Here is a 17,149-nt window from a genome sequence, read left to right as displayed (position 1 = left end):
CCCAGCGCTTGGTGACTGACGGAAGGGCGCGTTTACGTGCCCTTTCGTCTTTTCCGTGATGAGGAGATTTAGCATGGACATGAGCGTAAAGTTGAACCTGTCTTATCCGCCCGTTGCCCCCCAGAGTGCAGCGCCGATTGTTGTCGGCAAACCGGACCAGCCGAAGGTTGAGGCCGTTGCGCCATCAGATGCCAAGCCCAAGCGCGAGGATCTGGAAAAGGCCGTGACCGATATTCAGGAGTTCGTCCAGGCTGCCCAGCGCAAGCTGGATTTCTCCATTGATGATTCTTCCGGCCGGGTCGTGGTCAAGGTGATCGCCACCGAAACCGGCGATGTGATTCGCCAGATCCCATCGGAAACCGCGCTGAAACTGGCGCAAAGCCTATCGGACGCCAGTCACTTGTTGTTTGATGACAAGGCCTGAACTGGCATGAATTTTGTTGTTACGACTGTTTAGGGCGCCCTCAGTCAAAAAAGCGGCAGCCACTGGATAAGGAGAAAGATGATGGCGGGTGCAACGATAAGTGGGCCTGGTTCGAACATCGATACCCAGGCGATCGTGGCGTCTCTGGTAGCTGCCGAGAGGGCACCGAAGCAGACGCAGATCAACACCCAGACGTTGAAGGCGACTACCTCACTGTCGTCGCTCGGCAAAATCCAGGCTGCGCTGGATGCTTTTCGTGGCGCGTTGGACAACATGAAAACCGCGTCGAGCTTCAGTGGCCTCAGCGGTTCGTCCTCCGACGAAAAAGTCGCGACCGTGACCACAGGTAATGGCGCGGCGGCCGGAAGTTTCGCCTTGACGGTCACCCAACTGGCGACGGCATCGAAGATCTCGACGAAGGTCTTTGCGGGTGGTGCTTCCTCAGTGGTCAATGCCGGTACTGGGCCGACCTCGCTGAATATCAAGCAAGGCTCCAACACGTTCACCGTTAGCGTCCCTGCCGGCGCGACCTTGCAACAGGTCCGCGATTCGATCAACTCCCAGTACACCAACCAAGGCTTGAGCGCCAACATCGTGACCGATGCCAATGGTTCGCGAATGGTGTTGACGTCGACGACCACCGGGGTCGGTTCGGACCTGACCGTGACGGGAGATTCGGGGCTGGAAACCGGCGTTACAGTGCTGGCTCCGCCACAGAATGCCCTGTACACGCTCGATGGGCTGTCGATGGAGTCCAAGACCAATACCATTGCTGACGCCGTCAGTGGCGTTACCATCAAGCTGATCGGTGCTTCCGTGGTGCCTGCCAGCGGGACCGCAACGCCAACCAACATCACGGTGGCGGCCAGCGGTGCGAATCTGAAGTCGTCGGTCAAGGGGTTCGTTGATAGCTACAACGCGTTGATCAAGGCCGCTAATGCCGAGACGCAGGTCACGACTGCGGCCGATGGTAAGGTGACATCTGGCGCACTGACTGGCGATGCTTCCTTGCGGGCGTTGCTGTCGGCGGTGCGTACCGAGCTGAACTCAATGGCGGGCACCGGCCAGCTGAAGGCGCTCTCCCAGTTCGGCGTCCAGACTGACCAGAAAACCGGCACGCTGTCGATCAATGACAAGCTGTTCGATGCCGCTGCATTGACCAATGCGGCCGACATCAATGGCATTTTCTCCGGTGACAACGGCTTGCTGGCGCGAATGAAGACCGCCACAGATAGCTTCGCCTTAAGCAAAACCGGTGTTTTTGCCGCGCGCTCGGCAAGCCTCAGCGATAGCCTGACAGCATTGAAGAAGCAGCAGGATAACCTTGATGAGCGCATGGTCAGCCTGCAAGCGAGTCTCTCCGCCAAATATACAGCGATGGATTCCCTGGTTGCCCGGCTGCGAGCACAGGGTGACAGCGTCATGGCCACACTCAACGCCATCAACAAAGCGTCATCGTCAGATAACTGATTCGTACAGTTGAAGATTGAAGCCCAGGCAAGCCGTTCCGACGGCCCCTGGGTTTTTTATTGGCGTTGGGTTTGCATTAAAGTTATCAGTCGCTCAGTCGACATAAAGACCAGAGCAATCTTTTTCAGTTGTTATCTGTTACGAGGTAGAAACATGAACCCCATGAGAGCCCTTCGCCAGTACCAGAAGGTCAATTCCCATGCTCAGATCTCTGAAGCCAATCCCCATCGCCTGGTGCAAATGCTGATGGAGGGCGGCCTCGATCGCATGGCCCAGGCCAAGGGCGCCTTGGAGCGGGGTGACATTGCACTCAAGGGGTTGATGCTGGGTAAGGCCGTCGACATCATCATCGGCCTGCGAGATGGCTTGAACCCGGAAAAGACCGAGGATCCGGCCTCCCTCCAGCAGCTCGACAACTTGTACGCCTACATGATGACGCGCCTGATGGAAGCCAACCGTAATAACGATGTGGCAATCATCGATGAAGTCTCGGGTTTACTTGAGACGCTAAAAAGTGGTTGGGATGCAATCGCCGATCACGCGACAGTCAATCAATAGGCCGTTGGGCCTGAGGACGACGTAATGAGCCAAGCACTGCTGCGAATCGAACAAACCCGTAATGCCCTGGTCGATGCCTTGGCCGAGCGTAACTGGGATGCCATCAGTGAGTTGGATCTAGCGTGTCGTTCTTGCATGGAAGACGTGCTGAGCGAGTCCCAGGTGGACGAGGCGGCATTGCGCACGAATCTTGAGCAGTTGTTGATGGTGTATCGGCAATTGTTGGAGGCGGCGACAGGAGAGCGCCAGGCGATCGTCGACGAGATGTCGCAGATCCATCAAGCACAGAACGCGGCAAAGGTTTACCATCTGTTCGGTTAATATTCAGTTAATTCGAACCTGATGCGCCATAAATTTGACTGTGCACGGTTTTTTGACTTAACTAGTAGCTGTTTACAGATTTAAGGCGTCTACAGGCATGACAAGTCTGCAAGCGTCTAGCTTGCCCCCTAATTTCGGGCATTGGGTTGACTAGGGAAGTTGCTATTGCATGTGGCGTGAAACCAAAATTCTCCTGATCGATGACGATAGCGTCCGCCGCCGCGACCTGGCGGTGATCCTTAATTTTCTTGGCGAAGAAAATTTACCCTGCGGAAGCCATGATTGGCAGCAGGCTGTCGGCTCTTTGTCATCCAGTCGCGAAGTCATTTGTGTCCTTATCGGGACCGTAAATGCTCCCGCTACACTTTTGGGCTTGCTAAAGACACTCTCCACCTGGGATGAGTTCCTTCCGGTTTTGTTAATGGGCGAAAATTCTTCCCTTGACTTGCCTGAGGACCAACGCCGGCGGGTTCTTTCGACGCTTGAAATGCCGCCGAGCTACAGCAAGCTGCTCGATTCGTTGCATCGCGCCCAGGTTTATCGCGAGATGTACGACCAGGCTCGCGAGCGCGGCAGGCACCGCGAACCCAACCTGTTCCGCAGCCTCGTCGGCACCAGCCGGGCGATCCAGCACGTGCGCCAGATGATGCAGCAGGTCGCCGACACCGACGCCAGCGTGTTGATCCTTGGCGAGTCGGGCACCGGCAAGGAAGTGGTTGCGCGCAACCTGCATTACCACTCCAAGCGTCGCGAAGCGCCATTCGTGCCGGTCAACTGTGGCGCGATTCCGGCCGAGTTGCTGGAGAGCGAGCTGTTCGGTCATGAGAAGGGCGCGTTTACCGGCGCGATTACCAGCCGTGCCGGGCGTTTCGAACTGGCCAACGGCGGCACGCTGTTTCTCGATGAAATCGGCGACATGCCCCTGCCGATGCAGGTCAAGCTGCTGCGGGTCCTCCAGGAGCGCACCTTCGAACGTGTGGGCAGCAACAAGACCCAGAGCGTCGACGTGCGAATCATTGCCGCGACCCACAAGAACCTCGAGAGCATGATCGAGGTCGGCAGTTTCCGCGAAGATCTCTATTACCGCCTCAATGTATTCCCGATCGAAATGGCGCCGCTGCGTGAGCGGGTCGAAGACATCCCGTTGTTGATGAACGAGCTGATTTCGCGCATGGAGCATGAAAAGCGCGGTTCGATCCGCTTCAACTCGGCGGCCATTATGTCCCTGTGCCGTCATGGCTGGCCGGGCAACGTCCGCGAGTTGGCTAACCTGGTGGAGCGCATGGCGATCATGCACCCGTACGGGGTGATCGGCGTGAACGAGCTGCCGAAGAAATTCCGCTACGTCGACGACGAAGACGAGCAGATGGTCGACAGCCTGCGCAGCGACTTGGAAGAGCGCGTCGCCATCAACGGCCACACGCCGGATTTCACCACCAATGCCTTGCTGCCGCCCGAGGGGCTGGACCTCAAGGATTACCTGGGAGGCCTGGAGCAAGGGCTGATCCAGCAGGCGCTGGACGATGCCAACGGTATCGTCGCCCGTGCAGCGGAACGCCTGCGCATCCGTCGTACCACCCTGGTGGAGAAGATGCGCAAGTACGGCATGAGCCGTCGCGAAGGAGATGAACAGGCGGATGATTGACGCCTGTTTTACAACCGCCTGATTTTCAGGCGGTTTTTTTTCGGCACGGCTATTGCTATAGCTCTCGCAACGTTCCGTTTAACTGACGGTCAGCCACGCGAGAGAGCCCGATGACCCAAGTCGCCCAGATGTCTCCTGTCCCCGAGCCGGGGCACATGCCGTCCGCCGAGCAGGCAAGCCGGCTTGGGCTTGAGCAAGCGTTTTCGCTGTTCAATCAGATGTCCAGCCAGTTGACCGATTCCTACAGCCTGCTGGAAGCCCGGGTCACCGAGCTCAAGGGTGAGCTGGCGGTGGTCAGTGCCCAGCGCATGCAGGAACTGGCGGAAAAGGAACGTCTGGCCAATCGTCTGCAAAATCTCCTCGATCTGTTGCCCGGTGGCGTTATCGTCATCGACGCCCACGGCCGCGTGCGTGAAGCCAACCCGGCGGCGTGCGAGCTGCTCGGCCTGCCGCTGGAGGGGGAGCTGTGGCGACATGTCATTGCGCGCTGTTTCGCTCCTCGTGAAGACGATGGTCACGAAGTGTCCCTGAAGGATGGCCGACGCTTGTCGATCTCGACGCGTTCGCTGGATGCCGAGCCTGGTCAGTTGGTGCTGCTCAATGATTTGACTGAAACCCGTCACCTGCAAGACCAATTGGCCCGCCACGAACGCCTGTCTTCGTTGGGGCGAATGGTCGCGTCGCTGGCTCACCAGATTCGTACACCGCTTTCCGCCGCGCTGCTCTACGCCAGTCATCTGACCGAACAGCAATTGCCCATGGAAACCCAGCAACGGTTTGCCGGACGCTTGAAAGAGCGCCTGCACGAGCTGGAGCACCAGGTGCGCGACATGCTGGTTTTCGCCCGTGGTGAGCTGCCGTTGACGGACCGCGTCACGCCCAAGGCCTTACTGCAATCGCTACAGGCCGCAGCGTTGACTCATGTGCAGGATCTACCGATCCGCTGGCAATGCGACAGCCATGCCGGTGAAGTCTTGTGTAACCGCGACACCTTGGTGGGCGCGGTATTGAATCTCATTGAAAACGCGATCCAGGCCAGCGCCGCTGATGTTCGCCTCAAGGTGCACTTATACACGCGCGGCAATACCCTGCGCCTGTGTGTCAGCGACAGCGGCAGCGGTATCGAGCCGGTCGTGCTGGAGCGCCTGGGCGAGCCATTCTTTACCACCAAGACCACCGGAACCGGCCTGGGCCTGACCGTGGTCAAGGCCGTGGCCCGGGCTCATCAGGGAGAATTGCAGCTGCGTTCACGGCTGGGGCGCGGCACCTGTGCGATGGTGCTTTTGCCGTTGTTTTCCAATGTGCCAGGGGTGGAGTGACGGTCATGGCAATCAAGGTACTGCTGGTTGAGGATGACCGGGCCCTGCGCGAAGCGCTGGCCGACACGCTGGTGCTCGCCGGGCATGACTACGCCGCTGTCGGTTCGGCCGAAGAGGCATTGTTGGCTGTGGGTCAGGAAGCGTTCAGCCTGGTGGTCAGCGACGTCAACATGCCGGGCATGGACGGTCACCAGTTGCTCGGCCTGTTGCGTGCCCGTCAACCTCAATTGCCGGTATTGCTGATGACTGCCCACGGCGCTGTCGAGCGGGCGGTGGACGCCATGCGCCAGGGAGCGGCGGATTACCTGGTCAAGCCGTTCGAACCCAAGGCGCTGCTGGATCTGGTGGCTCGCCATGCTCTGGGTAGCCTCGCTGACGAGTGCGAAGGCCCGGTGGCTGTCGAGCCGGCCAGCGCGCAATTATTGGAGTTGGCCGCGCGAGTGGCGCGCAGCGATTCCACGGTTTTGATTTCCGGCGAGTCCGGCACCGGCAAGGAAGTGTTGGCGCGCTACATTCACCAACAGTCCCGGCGTGCCAGTGAGCCGTTTATCGCGATCAACTGTGCAGCCATTCCCGACAACATGCTCGAGGCGACGCTGTTCGGTCACGAAAAGGGTTCGTTCACCGGCGCCATTGCCGCCCAGGCCGGCAAGTTCGAACAGGCCGACGGTGGCACGATTCTGCTCGACGAAATTTCCGAAATGCCGATGGGCCTGCAAGCCAAGTTGCTGCGGGTCCTGCAGGAGCGGGAAGTGGAGCGGGTCGGTGCGCGCAAGCCCATCAGCCTGGACATTCGCGTGGTGGCGACCACCAACCGCGACCTGGCCGCTGAAGTGGCGGCAGGACGTTTTCGCGAAGACCTTTATTATCGCCTGTCGGTATTCCCGTTGGCCTGGCGTCCGTTGCGCGAGCGCACCGCCGATATCCTGCCGCTGGCCGAGCGCCTGCTGAACAAGCACGTCAATAAAATGAAGCATGCGGCCGCCAGGTTTTCGGCGCAGGCCCAGGCTTGCCTGATCGCCTATCCATGGCCGGGCAATGTACGAGAGTTGGACAACGCTATCCAGCGGGCGCTGATTCTGCAGCAGGGCGGTTTGATTCAGCCGGATGATTTCTGCCTGGCCGGGCCGGTGGCCTGTGCGCCGTTGCCTGCATTGGCGTTGACGCCAGTGTCGACCTTTGTGCCTGCGATGGAGGAGGGCGAAGCCGCCGGGGCCCTGGGCGAGGACCTGCGTCGCCGGGAATTCCAGATGATCATCGACACCCTGCGCGCCGAGCGCGGTCGTCGCAAGGAGGCGGCTGAACGTCTCGGCATCAGCCCCCGCACGCTGCGCTATAAATTGGCGCAAATGCGCGACGCGGGCATGGACGTCGAGGCCTATCTGTTCGCCAGCTGAATGATGTGCGCCGAATATTCCTTGTGGGCGCGGATTGCTCGCGAAAGCGATTTGCCAGTCACCGTTGCATTGACTGAACCACCGCCTTCGCGAGCAAGCCGCTCCCACATGCATTTGTTTCCTGTCGCCACGGAGCTGGCACCCTTGTTGCTACTACCTGTGTACCCGCTGAGCAAGTGTCAAAAAAATGCGGGCCGCCAGAGAGAATAGACCATGAGCCAAGGTATTGAATTTAATCGATTGATGTTGGACATGCGATCCATGCAAATGGACGCCATGGCCCAGCCGAAATCGGTCGCGGTCCCCCAGGTGGGTGGCAGCAGCTTTTCCGACATGCTCGGTCAGGCCGTCAATAAAGTGAACGATACCCAGCAGGCGTCGAACCAGTTGGCCAGTGCTTTCGAAATTGGCAAAAGTGGCGTCGACCTGACGGACGTAATGATCTCCTCGCAGAAAGCCAGTGTCTCGTTTCAGGCCTTGACCCAGGTACGTAACAAGCTGGTTCAAGCCTACCAAGACATCATGCAGATGCCGGTTTAAGGAAATTATTGAGTCATGGCAGAAGCAGTCGTTGATAACGTTCCGGCCAAGGCCACTCCGCCCGACGGCAAACCGCCGTTGTTCGGTCTGTCTTTCCTGGAAAACCTCTCCGAGATGACCATGTTGCGTCAGGTTGGCCTGTTGGTCGGCCTGGCTGCCAGCGTGGCGATTGGTTTTGCCGTGGTGCTGTGGTCGCAACAGCCGGACTACCGTCCGCTGTACGGCAGCCTGGCGGGCATGGACGCCAAGCAAGTCATGGAAACCCTGGCTTCTGCCGATATTCCCTATACCGTCGAACCCAATTCTGGCGCCTTGTTGGTCAAGGCCGACGACGTTGCCCGCGCGCGCCTCAAGCTCGCCGGCGCCGGCGTGACGCCTACCGATGGCAACATCGGTTTCGAGATCCTCGACAAGGACCAGGGCCTGGGCACCAGCCAATTCATGGAAGCGACTCGTTATCGTCGCGGCCTGGAAGGTGAGTTGGCGCGGACCATTTCCAGCCTGAACAACGTCAAGGGTGCCCGCGTGCACCTGGCGATTCCGAAAAGCTCGGTGTTTGTGCGCGATGAGCGCAAGCCAAGTGCGTCGGTCCTGGTGGAACTGTATTCGGGTCGCTCCCTGGAGCCGGGCCAGGTGCTTGCCATCATCAACTTGGTGGCAACCAGCGTACCTGAGCTGAGCAAATCCCAGATTACCGTGGTTGACCAGAAAGGCAACCTGCTGTCCGACCAGGCGGAAAATTCCGAACTGACCATGGCCGGCAAGCAATTCGATTACAGCCGTCGCATGGAAGGCATGCTCACCCAGCGGGTGCACAACATCCTGCAACCGGTCCTGGGCAACGATCGCTATAAAGCCGAAGTCTCGGCCGATGTGGATTTCAGTGCGGTCGAATCGACGTCCGAGCAGTTCAACCCGGATCAGCCGGCGTTGCGCAGCGAGCAGTCGGTCAACGAGCAACGTACCGCCAGCAACGGCCCGCAAGGCGTGCCCGGTGCCCTGAGCAACCAGCCGCCATCGCCGGCCAGCGCGCCGCAAACCACCGGTGGGGCTACCGCGGCCGCCGGCATGGTGCAGCCAGGCCAGCCGCTGATCGACGCCAATGGCCAGCAGATCATGGACCCGGCCACTGGCCAACCGATGTTGGCGCCGTACCCGGCCGACAAGCGTCAACAATCGACCAAGAACTTCGAGCTCGACCGTTCCATCAGCCACACCAAGCAACAACAGGGTCGCTTGAATCGCCTGTCGGTCGCGGTGGTGGTGGATGATCAGGTCAAGATCAACCCGGCCAACGGCGAAACCAGCCGTGCGCCATGGAGCGCCGACGAATTGGCGCGTTTTACCCGCCTGGTGCAGGACGCCGTTGGTTTCGACGCCAGCCGTGGCGACAGCGTCAGCGTGATCAACGTGCCGTTCTCCCTGGAGCGCGGCGAGGTGGTCGCCGATATTCCGTTTTATTCGCAACCCTGGTTCTGGGATGTGGTCAAGCAAGTATTGGGTGTGCTGTTTATCCTGATCCTGGTGTTTGGCGTGCTGCGTCCGGTGCTCAACAACATCACCGGTGGTGGCAAGAACAAGCAGTTGGCTGGCTTGGGTGATGTCGAGCTCGGTGGCATGGGCGGCCTGGATGGCGAATTGGCCAATGATCGCGTCAGCCTGGGCGGACCGCAGAGCATTCTGCTGCCAAGCCCGAGCGAAGGCTATGACGCTCAGTTGAACGCCATCAAGAGTCTGGTGGCAGAAGATCCGGGTCGTGTGGCCCAGGTCGTGAAAGAGTGGATTAACGCAGATGAGTGATAATCGAGCCGCTGTTGCCAAATTGTCCCGGGTCGACAAAGCCGCGATTCTGCTGCTGTCCCTGGGTTCGACCGATGCTGCCCAGGTGCTGCGCCACATGGGGCCCAAGGAGGTCCAGCGTGTGGGCGTGGCCATGGCGCAAATGGGTAATGTGCACCGTGAGCAGGTCGAGCAGGTGATGAGCGAGTTCGTCGACATCGTCGGCGATCAAACCAGCCTTGGCGTCGGTTCCGATGACTATGTGCGCAAGATGCTGACCCAGGCCCTGGGCGAGGACAAGGCCAACGGCCTCATCGACCGCATCCTGCTGGGCGGCAATACCAGCGGCCTGGACAGCCTCAAGTGGATGGAGCCGCGCGCTGTTGCCGACGTGATCCGTTACGAACACCCGCAGATCCAGGCAATCGTGGTGGCTTACCTCGACCCGGACCAGGCTGGTGAGGTGCTGGGCAACTTCGACCATAAAGTGCGCCTGGACATCATCCTGCGGGTTTCGTCGCTCAATACCGTGCAGCCGGCGGCCCTGAAAGAATTGAACCAGATTCTCGAGAAGCAATTCTCGGGCAACTCCAATGCTTCGCGCACCACCCTGGGTGGCATCAAGCGCGCAGCGGACATCATGAACTTCCTCGACAGCTCGATCGAAGGTCAGTTGATGGACTCGATCCGCGAAGTCGACGAAGACCTGTCCGGTCAGATCGAAGACCTCATGTTCGTGTTCAACAACCTGTCCGATGTCGACGACCGCGGTATCCAGGCACTGTTGCGCGAAGTGTCCTCCGACGTGCTGGTCCTGGCCCTCAAAGGTTCGGACGAAGGCGTCAAGGAAAAGATCTTCAAGAACATGTCCAAACGAGCGGCCGAACTGTTGCGCGACGACCTCGAGGCCAAAGGCCCGGTGCGTGTCAGCGACGTGGAAACCGCACAGAAGGAAATCCTCACCATCGCCCGCCGCATGGCCGAAGCCGGAGAGATCGTTCTCGGTGGCAAGGGCGGCGAAGAGATGATTTAAGGTCGTTATGTCTGCCAAGAGTGATGATGCGCCCAGCGACCTGATTCGCGGCCGGGACGTCGGTGGTTTCGACGTCTGGTCGTTGCCCAGCTTCGACCCCCACGTACCTGAGCCTGAGCCTGCACCGGTAGAAGAACTGCCGGAAATGGAAGAAGTGCCGCTGGAAGAAGTCCAGCCACTGACCCTCGAGGAAGTCGAGAGTATCCGCCAGGAGGCCTATAACGAAGGTTTCGCCGTCGGTGAAAAGGAAGGCTTCCACAGCACCACGCTCAAGGTCCGCCAGGAAGCCGACGTGGCGCTCACCGCCAAGCTGCGAGCCCTGGAATCGCTGATGTTGAACCTGTTCGAGCCCATCGCCGAGCAGGACACCCAGATCGAGAAGTCTTTGGTCGGGCTGGTACAGCACATCGCCAAACAGGTTATCCAGCGCGAGCTGGCCATCGATTCGAGCCAGATCGAACACGTCATGCGCGAAGCCCTCAAGCTATTGCCGTTGGGCGTGGGCAACGTGCGCTTGTACATCAACCCGCAAGACTTCGAGCTGGTCAAGGCGCTGCGCGAACGCCATGAGGAAACCTGGCGCATTGTCGAGGATGAAACCCTGCTGCCGGGTGGTTGCCGGGTCGAAACCGAGCACAGCCGCATCGATGCAACGGTAGAAACCCGCATCGGCCAGATCATGGCCAAGCTGTTTGACCAACTGCATGAACAGGCCCTGCATCCGGCCCCTGCCGACCTCAATCTCCAATTGCCGGATGAGCCCGAGGCCGCCCTCATTGTCGAGCCGGACGGTGCCGAGCTGATTGCCCCTGAAGTGGATGGTCGCGATGCGCCTTGAGCGAACCAGTTTCGGCAAACGCCTGGGCAGTTATGCCGAGGCCACCGAATTGGCTGGCCAACCGATCCTGGAAGGCCGCCTGCTGCGCATGGTCGGCTTGACCCTGGAAGCCGAGGGCCTGCGGGCCGCCATGGGCAGCCGCTGCATGGTCATCAACGACGACAGCTATCACCCGGTGCAGGTCGAAGCTGAAGTCATGGGTTTTTCCGGCAGTAAAGTATTCCTGATGCCGGTGGGCAGTGTCGCTGGCATCGCTCCTGGCGCCCGCGTGGTTCCGCTGGCCGATACCGGCCGGTTGCCCATGGGCATGAGCATGTTGGGGCGGGTGCTGGACGGCGCCGGGCGTGCCCTGGATGGCAAGGGCGGCATGAAGGCCGAGGATTGGGTGCCGATGGACGGCCCAACCATCAACCCCCTCAAGCGTGACCCGATCAGCGTGCCGCTGGACGTGGGTATTCGCTGCATCAATGGTTTATTGACGGTCGGTCGCGGCCAGCGCCTGGGCCTGTTCGCCGGTACAGGGGTGGGCAAGAGTGTGCTGCTGGGCATGATGACCCGCTTTACGGAGGCCGACATCATCGTGGTGGGGCTGATCGGCGAGCGGGGTCGCGAGGTGAAGGAATTCATCGAGCACATCCTCGGCGAGGAAGGCCTCAAGCGTTCGGTCGTCGTCGCGTCCCCGGCGGATGATGCGCCGTTGATGCGTCTGCGAGCGGCCATGTATTGCACACGCATTGCCGAGTATTTTCGCGACAAGGGCAAGAACGTCCTGTTGCTGATGGATTCGCTCACCCGCTTCGCCCAGGCCCAGCGGGAAATTGCCCTGGCCATCGGAGAACCGCCGGCCACCAAGGGCTATCCGCCGTCGGTGTTCGCCAAGCTGCCCAAGCTGGTGGAGCGTGCCGGTAATGCGGAGAAGGGTGGCGGCTCGATCACCGCGTTCTATACCGTGCTGTCCGAAGGCGACGACCAGCAAGACCCCATCGCCGACTCGGCCCGGGGCGTGCTTGACGGTCACATCGTTTTGTCCCGGCGCCTGGCCGAAGAAGGGCATTATCCGGCCATCGACATCGAGGCTTCCATCAGTCGGGTCATGCCGTCGGTCATCAGTGCCGAGCACATGAAGCGTGCCCAGCAATTCAAGCAGTATTGGTCACGCTACCAGCAAAGCCGCGACCTGATCAGTGTCGGCGCCTATGTGCCCGGCGGGGATCGCGAGACCGACACGGCGATCAATCTGTACCCGGCAATGGCGGTCTACCTGCGCCAGAGCCTGAACGACAACATCGGCATGGGTGCCAGCGAAGCGCATCTGCAAAGTATTTTCGCTCCGGTCGCAGGCACTTAACCGGCCATGGCCACGAGTCGCGCGGCGCGCCTGGCGCCAGTGGTGGACATGGCGGAAAAGGCTGAGAAAACCGCCGTCCAGCGCTTGGCCTATTTCCAAGGGCAAGTGGCGGTGGCCGAAAGCAAGCTGGCCGACCTGGAGAATTTCCGGCTCGAATATCAGGAGCAGTGGATTGCCCGAGGCAGTCATGGGGTCTCCGGCCAGTGGCTCTTGGGTTACCAGGGTTTTCTTGCGCAACTGGGCACAGCCATCGACCAGCAGCGCCAGAGCCTGGTCTGGCACCAGAACAACCTGGAAAAGGCCCGCCAGAGCTGGCAAGAGGCTTTTGCCCGGGTCGAAGGGCTGCGCAAACTGGTGCAGCGCTACATCGATGAAGCGCGACAACTGGAGGACAAGCGCGAGCAAAAGCTGTTGGACGAATTGTCCCAGCGCCTGCCACGCCAGGATCCCTATTGACCATCAAGCCAGGAGTTTGTCGGATGAATGATCCTAAACCTTGCTCAGACCTTTACCAGATGCTACACCTTGTACACGTATGTTCATGACAAGGAAGCCAGCTATGTCAGTCATCACCGAAGTGTCCGACGATGGGAAGAAGCTGACGATTTCGATCAAGGGGCGATTCGATTTCGGGACGCATCAGGAATTTCGCGAGTCTTACGAAAAGCTCGATACGACCCCCGACGCCTATATCGTCGATCTCAAAGAAACAGCCTACCTCGACAGCTCTGCCTTGGGCATGCTCTTGCTGCTGCGCGATCATGCAGGGGGCGACAGCTCCGATGTTCGGGTTGTCAACGGCAATAGCGATGTCAAGAAAATCCTTGCGATCTCCAATTTCGACAAGCTCTTCGATATCAGTTGATCGCCATGCAATCGTCATCGGAGCCGCTGACGGTCCTGATCGCCGAAGACAGTGCCGCTGACCGGTTGCTGCTGTCGACCATCGTCCGCCGTCAGGGGCATCACGTGCTCACCGCAGCCGATGGCGCCGAGGCGGTCGAGGTCTACCTGCAGCAGCGCCCGCACCTGGTATTGATGGACGCGATGATGCCGGTGATGGATGGCTTCGAAGCGGCGCAGAAGATCAAGCAGTTGGCCGGGGACCAGTTGGTCCCGATCATTTTCCTCACCTCACTGACCGAGAGCGAAGCCCTGGCCCGTTGCCTGGAAGCCGGCGGTGACGATTTCCTGGCCAAGCCTTACAACCAGGTCATCCTGGCCGCCAAGATCAAGGCCATGGACCGCTTGCGTCGGTTGCAGGCCACGGTGGTCGAACAGCGTGACCAGATTGCCCGGCACCATGAACATCTGCTCAACGAGCAACGGGTCGCCAAGGCAGTGTTCGACAAGATTGCCCACTCCGGCTGCTTGAGCGCGCCAAACATCCGCTACATGCAATCGCCTTATGCCTTGTTCAACGGCGACCTGCTGCTGGCTGCGTTCAACCCGGCCGGCGACATGCACGTATTGCTGGGCGATTTCACCGGCCATGGTTTGCCGGCGGCGGTCGGCGCGATGCCGCTGGCGGAAGTGTTCTATGGCATGACGGCCAAGGGGTATGGCTTGGCGCAGATCCTGCGGGAGATGAATGCCAAGCTCAAGCGCATCCTGCCGGTGGACATGTTCTGCTGTGCGACGCTGTTGTGCCTGAGTTTTCAGCGCTGCACGGTGGAAGTCTGGAACGGCGGCATGCCCGATGGCTATTTGCATGACAGCCTCAGCGGCGTCCGTACGCCATTGCCGGCCCGGCACCTGCCGTTGGGCGTGCTCACCCCGCAATTGTTCGACGACCGCACCGAAGTCCACCCCATGCTGCTGGGTGACCGGGTATTTCTGTTGTCCGACGGCGTAATCGATACCACCGACGACAGCGAGCAACTGTTTGGCGTGGAGCGGTTGCAACAGGTATTTGCAGCCAACCGTGAACCCGACTTGTTGTTTGAAGACATCCAGCAGGCCCTGCGGGATTTTCGCGGTGAGGCCCGGGACGATTTCAGCATGGTCGAGGTGCGATTGGTCGCCCCGACGCAACTCAATCCGCCGCCGCCGGTCTATTCCGACAGTGGCCAGTCGAGTCCGCTGGACTGGTCGGTGAGCTTCGAGTTTCGGGCGCAGACGCTCAAGCGGTTCAACCCCATGCCGTACCTGCTGCAGTTGCTGCTTGAGGTTCATGGGCTCAGGGCTCAGAGTGGCGCCCTTTACAGCGTTATGTCGGAGCTCTATTCCAACGCGCTGGATCACGGTGTGCTGGGACTGGATTCGAGCCTTAAGCGCGATGCGTCGGGATTTGCCCGCTATTACCGGGAGCGCAATTTGCGCCTGGACGAATTGAGCGACGGTTACGTGCGGGTACACTTGCACGTCACGCCGAACAGCGAAGGCGGGCGACTGCTCATTGAAGTTGAGGACAGCGGTGAAGGTTTCGATGTTGCACGCGTGTTGGCACAGCCTCAGGACAGTGACCGGTTATCAGGGCGGGGCGTGAGCCTGGTACGCCAGCTGAGCCAGCAGGCCAGTTGGTCAGACGATGGTCGAAGTGTGCGCGTGGAGTTTTTCTGGGAGGCTCTGGCATAATCAGGGCCATTCTTGATCAGGGAGCGAACAAGTGAGTGAAGTTCATCTGGACCGCGACGTGCTCAGCACGTTGAAGGAAGTCATGGAAGAAGGGTATCCGGAATTATTGGACACCTTCCTCAACGATTCCGAAGCTCGCCTGCGCGTGCTGCATGAGGCCCGGGACGCAGAAAAGCTGAGCGCCACTGCCCATAGCTTCAAAGGCAGCAGCAGCAACATGGGCGCGCTGCGTTTGGCCGAGCTGTGCGGCGAGCTTGAGCAGCGAGCCAAGCAGCCATCGTTGGGCGGCATCGAAAAGCTGGTCAATGAAATCGAAAGCGAATTTGCGCATGTCCGGACACTTTGCCGGGAAGAGCGCGAAGGTTTCCATTGCTGAGATTTTACGGCTGAGGCTGCGTTGGCCCGCCCCTTGCATTCTCTTCTTCCGACTGTACCTATGATTCCAGTGCAGCGGAGACCTTGTTATGCCCGTCACCCCTAATACACTGCTTCAGGCCACTGCCCAGGCCAAGCCCCAGGCCGCCGTCAATTCACCGGCAGCGGCCCCGGACCTCGGCGATAAAGCCTCCAGCTTCGCTCAGGTCTTCGCCACGCAGGCACCTGCCAAATCGTCAGCGGCCGCCGATCCAGCGGTAAAACCGATGCGCGACAAGGGGCCGGACACCACCGTCAAAAAGACTGACGACAATGAAACCGCTGCCACCCGGGAACCGGCGGTTGCCGATAGCGGCAATCCCTTGCCTGCGGACAAACCGGTCAGCGACGACGACAAGTCCGCCAGTGACGATAGCGCCGACTCGACTGAAACGCCCATCGCGCAGCAAACGCCTGTCGATCCAACACTCGATCCAGCCCTGCTGCCGGACATGCTCGTGCCGGTCGTTATCGCTGCGCCGGAACCTGCGCCTGTGGCGGTCACCACTGAAGTCCAGGTCACGGCAGCGGTGGCGGCTCCGCTCGCTACGCCGGTCCAGGCAGCCCCGATAACGACCCCGGTGGCCGATCCTGCCTTCGATCCCACGGTCGACCCGCTCGACGCCATGCCGGCGTTGCGCCTGGCGATGGAGCAGGGCGGCCATGTTTCCGCCGCCAGCCAGGCGCAGCCCAAGGCACCGGCCCCAGCGTCGCTCGATGGTGAGCCGACGTCAGCGCAGACCTTCGCCGCAGGCATGGCGAGCATGCTCACTGTGCAAGCCGATCAGAACAGTACCGAGCCAGGCAGCCAGGGCGGTGACAAGGCATTTGGCGGCTTGATCAGCGAGGGGCTCAAGGATCTCACAGCCGCTTCCAGCGATACCCGCGTTGACGATTTCGCCAACCGTCTGGCGGCGCTGACCCAGGCCGCCACGCCGAAGACCGCCAATGCGGTGCCAGTCAACCAGCCCATCGCCATGAACCAGGGCGGCTGGACCGAAGAGGTGGTCAACCGCGTGATGTACCTGTCGAGCGCCAATCTCAAGGCGGCCGATATTCAACTGCAGCCGGCCGAACTCGGACGCTTGGACATCCGCGTGAATATGGTTCCAGACCAGCAGACCCAGATTTCCTTCATGAGCGCCCATCCCGGCGTTCGCGAGGCCCTGGAAGGCCAGTTGCATCGCCTTCGCGACGGTTTTGCCCAACAGGGCATGGGCCAGGTCGATGTCAGCGTGTCCGACCAGTCCAGCGGCTCGCAGAACCCGGGCCAGCAGGCGCAGCAGCAGGCCCAGGCCGGTCGCACCACATCTTCCGGCGGCCGAGTGGACTCGGTGGATGAGGGCCTGCCGGCCAGTGTCGCTGAAGTGGCGGCCGCTACCACCAGCGTGATCGGCAGCAGCGCGGTCGATTATTACGCTTGATCCAAAGAAGTCCTCTGTGGGAGCGGGCTTGCTCGCGAAAGCGGTTTTTCAGTCAATGCGAT

General features: G+C 60.3%; 17 protein-coding genes. All 17 read left to right on the top strand.

Annotation, left to right across the window (positions count from 1 at the left end):
* Positions 1–73: 73 nt before the first annotated feature.
* The 17 genes from PFLQ2_RS08460 to PFLQ2_RS08540 all read left to right on the top strand — a co-directional run bounded on the left by PFLQ2_RS08460 (position 74) and on the right by PFLQ2_RS08540 (position 17,087).
* Positions 74–424, top strand: a complete 351-nt coding sequence (locus tag PFLQ2_RS08460; protein WP_003184057.1) for a flagellar protein FlaG — start codon at positions 74–76, stop codon at positions 422–424.
* An 81-nt stretch (positions 425–505) separates the two neighbouring features.
* Entirely contained in the window at positions 506–1,894 is a 1,389-nt protein-coding gene (gene fliD, locus PFLQ2_RS08465; RefSeq protein ID WP_003184056.1) for a flagellar filament capping protein FliD, read from the top strand.
* Between the two features lie 153 nt (positions 1,895–2,047).
* A complete protein-coding gene (gene fliS, locus PFLQ2_RS08470; RefSeq protein ID WP_003184053.1) occupies positions 2,048–2,452 on the top strand; it encodes a flagellar export chaperone FliS in 405 nt (134 codons plus the stop codon).
* A gap of 24 nt (positions 2,453–2,476) precedes the next feature.
* A complete protein-coding gene (locus PFLQ2_RS08475) occupies positions 2,477–2,773 on the top strand; it encodes a hypothetical protein (RefSeq protein ID WP_003184051.1) in 297 nt (98 codons plus the stop codon).
* Between the two features lie 169 nt (positions 2,774–2,942).
* Positions 2,943–4,418: a sigma-54 dependent transcriptional regulator gene (locus PFLQ2_RS08480; RefSeq protein WP_003184049.1), complete on the top strand. Its 1,476-nt coding sequence runs from the start codon at positions 2,943–2,945 to the stop codon at positions 4,416–4,418.
* Between the two features lie 110 nt (positions 4,419–4,528).
* A complete protein-coding gene (locus PFLQ2_RS08485; RefSeq protein ID WP_003184047.1) occupies positions 4,529–5,737 on the top strand; it encodes a sensor histidine kinase in 1,209 nt (402 codons plus the stop codon).
* A gap of 5 nt (positions 5,738–5,742) precedes the next feature.
* Positions 5,743–7,134 (top strand): sigma-54-dependent transcriptional regulator, encoded by a 1,392-nt coding sequence (locus tag PFLQ2_RS08490; protein ID WP_003184046.1) that lies wholly within the window; start codon positions 5,743–5,745, stop codon positions 7,132–7,134.
* A 213-nt stretch (positions 7,135–7,347) separates the two neighbouring features.
* A complete protein-coding gene (gene fliE, locus PFLQ2_RS08495) occupies positions 7,348–7,674 on the top strand; it encodes a flagellar hook-basal body complex protein FliE (protein WP_003184044.1) in 327 nt (108 codons plus the stop codon).
* 15 nt (positions 7,675–7,689) lie between these two features.
* Positions 7,690–9,474: a flagellar basal-body MS-ring/collar protein FliF gene (gene fliF / locus PFLQ2_RS08500; RefSeq protein WP_003184043.1), complete on the top strand. Its 1,785-nt coding sequence runs from the start codon at positions 7,690–7,692 to the stop codon at positions 9,472–9,474.
* Positions 9,467–10,486, top strand: a complete 1,020-nt coding sequence (gene fliG / locus PFLQ2_RS08505) for a flagellar motor switch protein FliG (RefSeq protein WP_003184041.1) — start codon at positions 9,467–9,469, stop codon at positions 10,484–10,486. The genes fliF and fliG overlap by 8 nt, the downstream gene beginning before the upstream one ends.
* A gap of 7 nt (positions 10,487–10,493) precedes the next feature.
* A complete protein-coding gene (gene fliH, locus PFLQ2_RS08510) occupies positions 10,494–11,324 on the top strand; it encodes a flagellar assembly protein FliH (protein ID WP_003184038.1) in 831 nt (276 codons plus the stop codon).
* On the top strand, positions 11,314–12,672 hold the full coding sequence (gene fliI / locus PFLQ2_RS08515) for a flagellar protein export ATPase FliI (RefSeq protein ID WP_003184036.1): 1,359 nt from the start codon (positions 11,314–11,316) through the stop codon (positions 12,670–12,672). Before fliH ends, fliI begins: the two co-directional genes overlap by 11 nt.
* Positions 12,673–12,678: 6 nt before the next feature.
* Positions 12,679–13,128 (top strand): flagellar export protein FliJ, encoded by a 450-nt coding sequence (gene fliJ, locus PFLQ2_RS08520; RefSeq protein WP_003184033.1) that lies wholly within the window; start codon positions 12,679–12,681, stop codon positions 13,126–13,128.
* Positions 13,129–13,231: 103 nt separating this feature from the next.
* Positions 13,232–13,537, top strand: coding sequence for an STAS domain-containing protein (locus PFLQ2_RS08525; RefSeq protein WP_003184031.1), 306 nt, complete (start codon positions 13,232–13,234; stop codon positions 13,535–13,537).
* Between the two features lie 5 nt (positions 13,538–13,542).
* Complete coding sequence (locus PFLQ2_RS08530; RefSeq protein ID WP_003184029.1) at positions 13,543–15,249, top strand: ATP-binding SpoIIE family protein phosphatase; 1,707 nt, start codon at positions 13,543–13,545, stop codon at positions 15,247–15,249.
* A gap of 31 nt (positions 15,250–15,280) precedes the next feature.
* On the top strand, positions 15,281–15,625 hold the full coding sequence (locus tag PFLQ2_RS08535; RefSeq protein ID WP_003184026.1) for an Hpt domain-containing protein: 345 nt from the start codon (positions 15,281–15,283) through the stop codon (positions 15,623–15,625).
* A gap of 88 nt (positions 15,626–15,713) precedes the next feature.
* Positions 15,714–17,087, top strand: coding sequence for a flagellar hook-length control protein FliK (locus PFLQ2_RS08540; RefSeq protein ID WP_003184024.1), 1,374 nt, complete (start codon positions 15,714–15,716; stop codon positions 17,085–17,087).
* Positions 17,088–17,149 lie beyond the last annotated feature (62 nt).

Origin of the sequence: Pseudomonas fluorescens Q2-87, assembly GCF_000281895.1 — a bacterium.
GTDB lineage: Bacteria > Pseudomonadota > Gammaproteobacteria > Pseudomonadales > Pseudomonadaceae > Aquipseudomonas > Aquipseudomonas fluorescens_S.
This window is presented reverse-complemented; position numbering and strand designations above follow the sequence as displayed.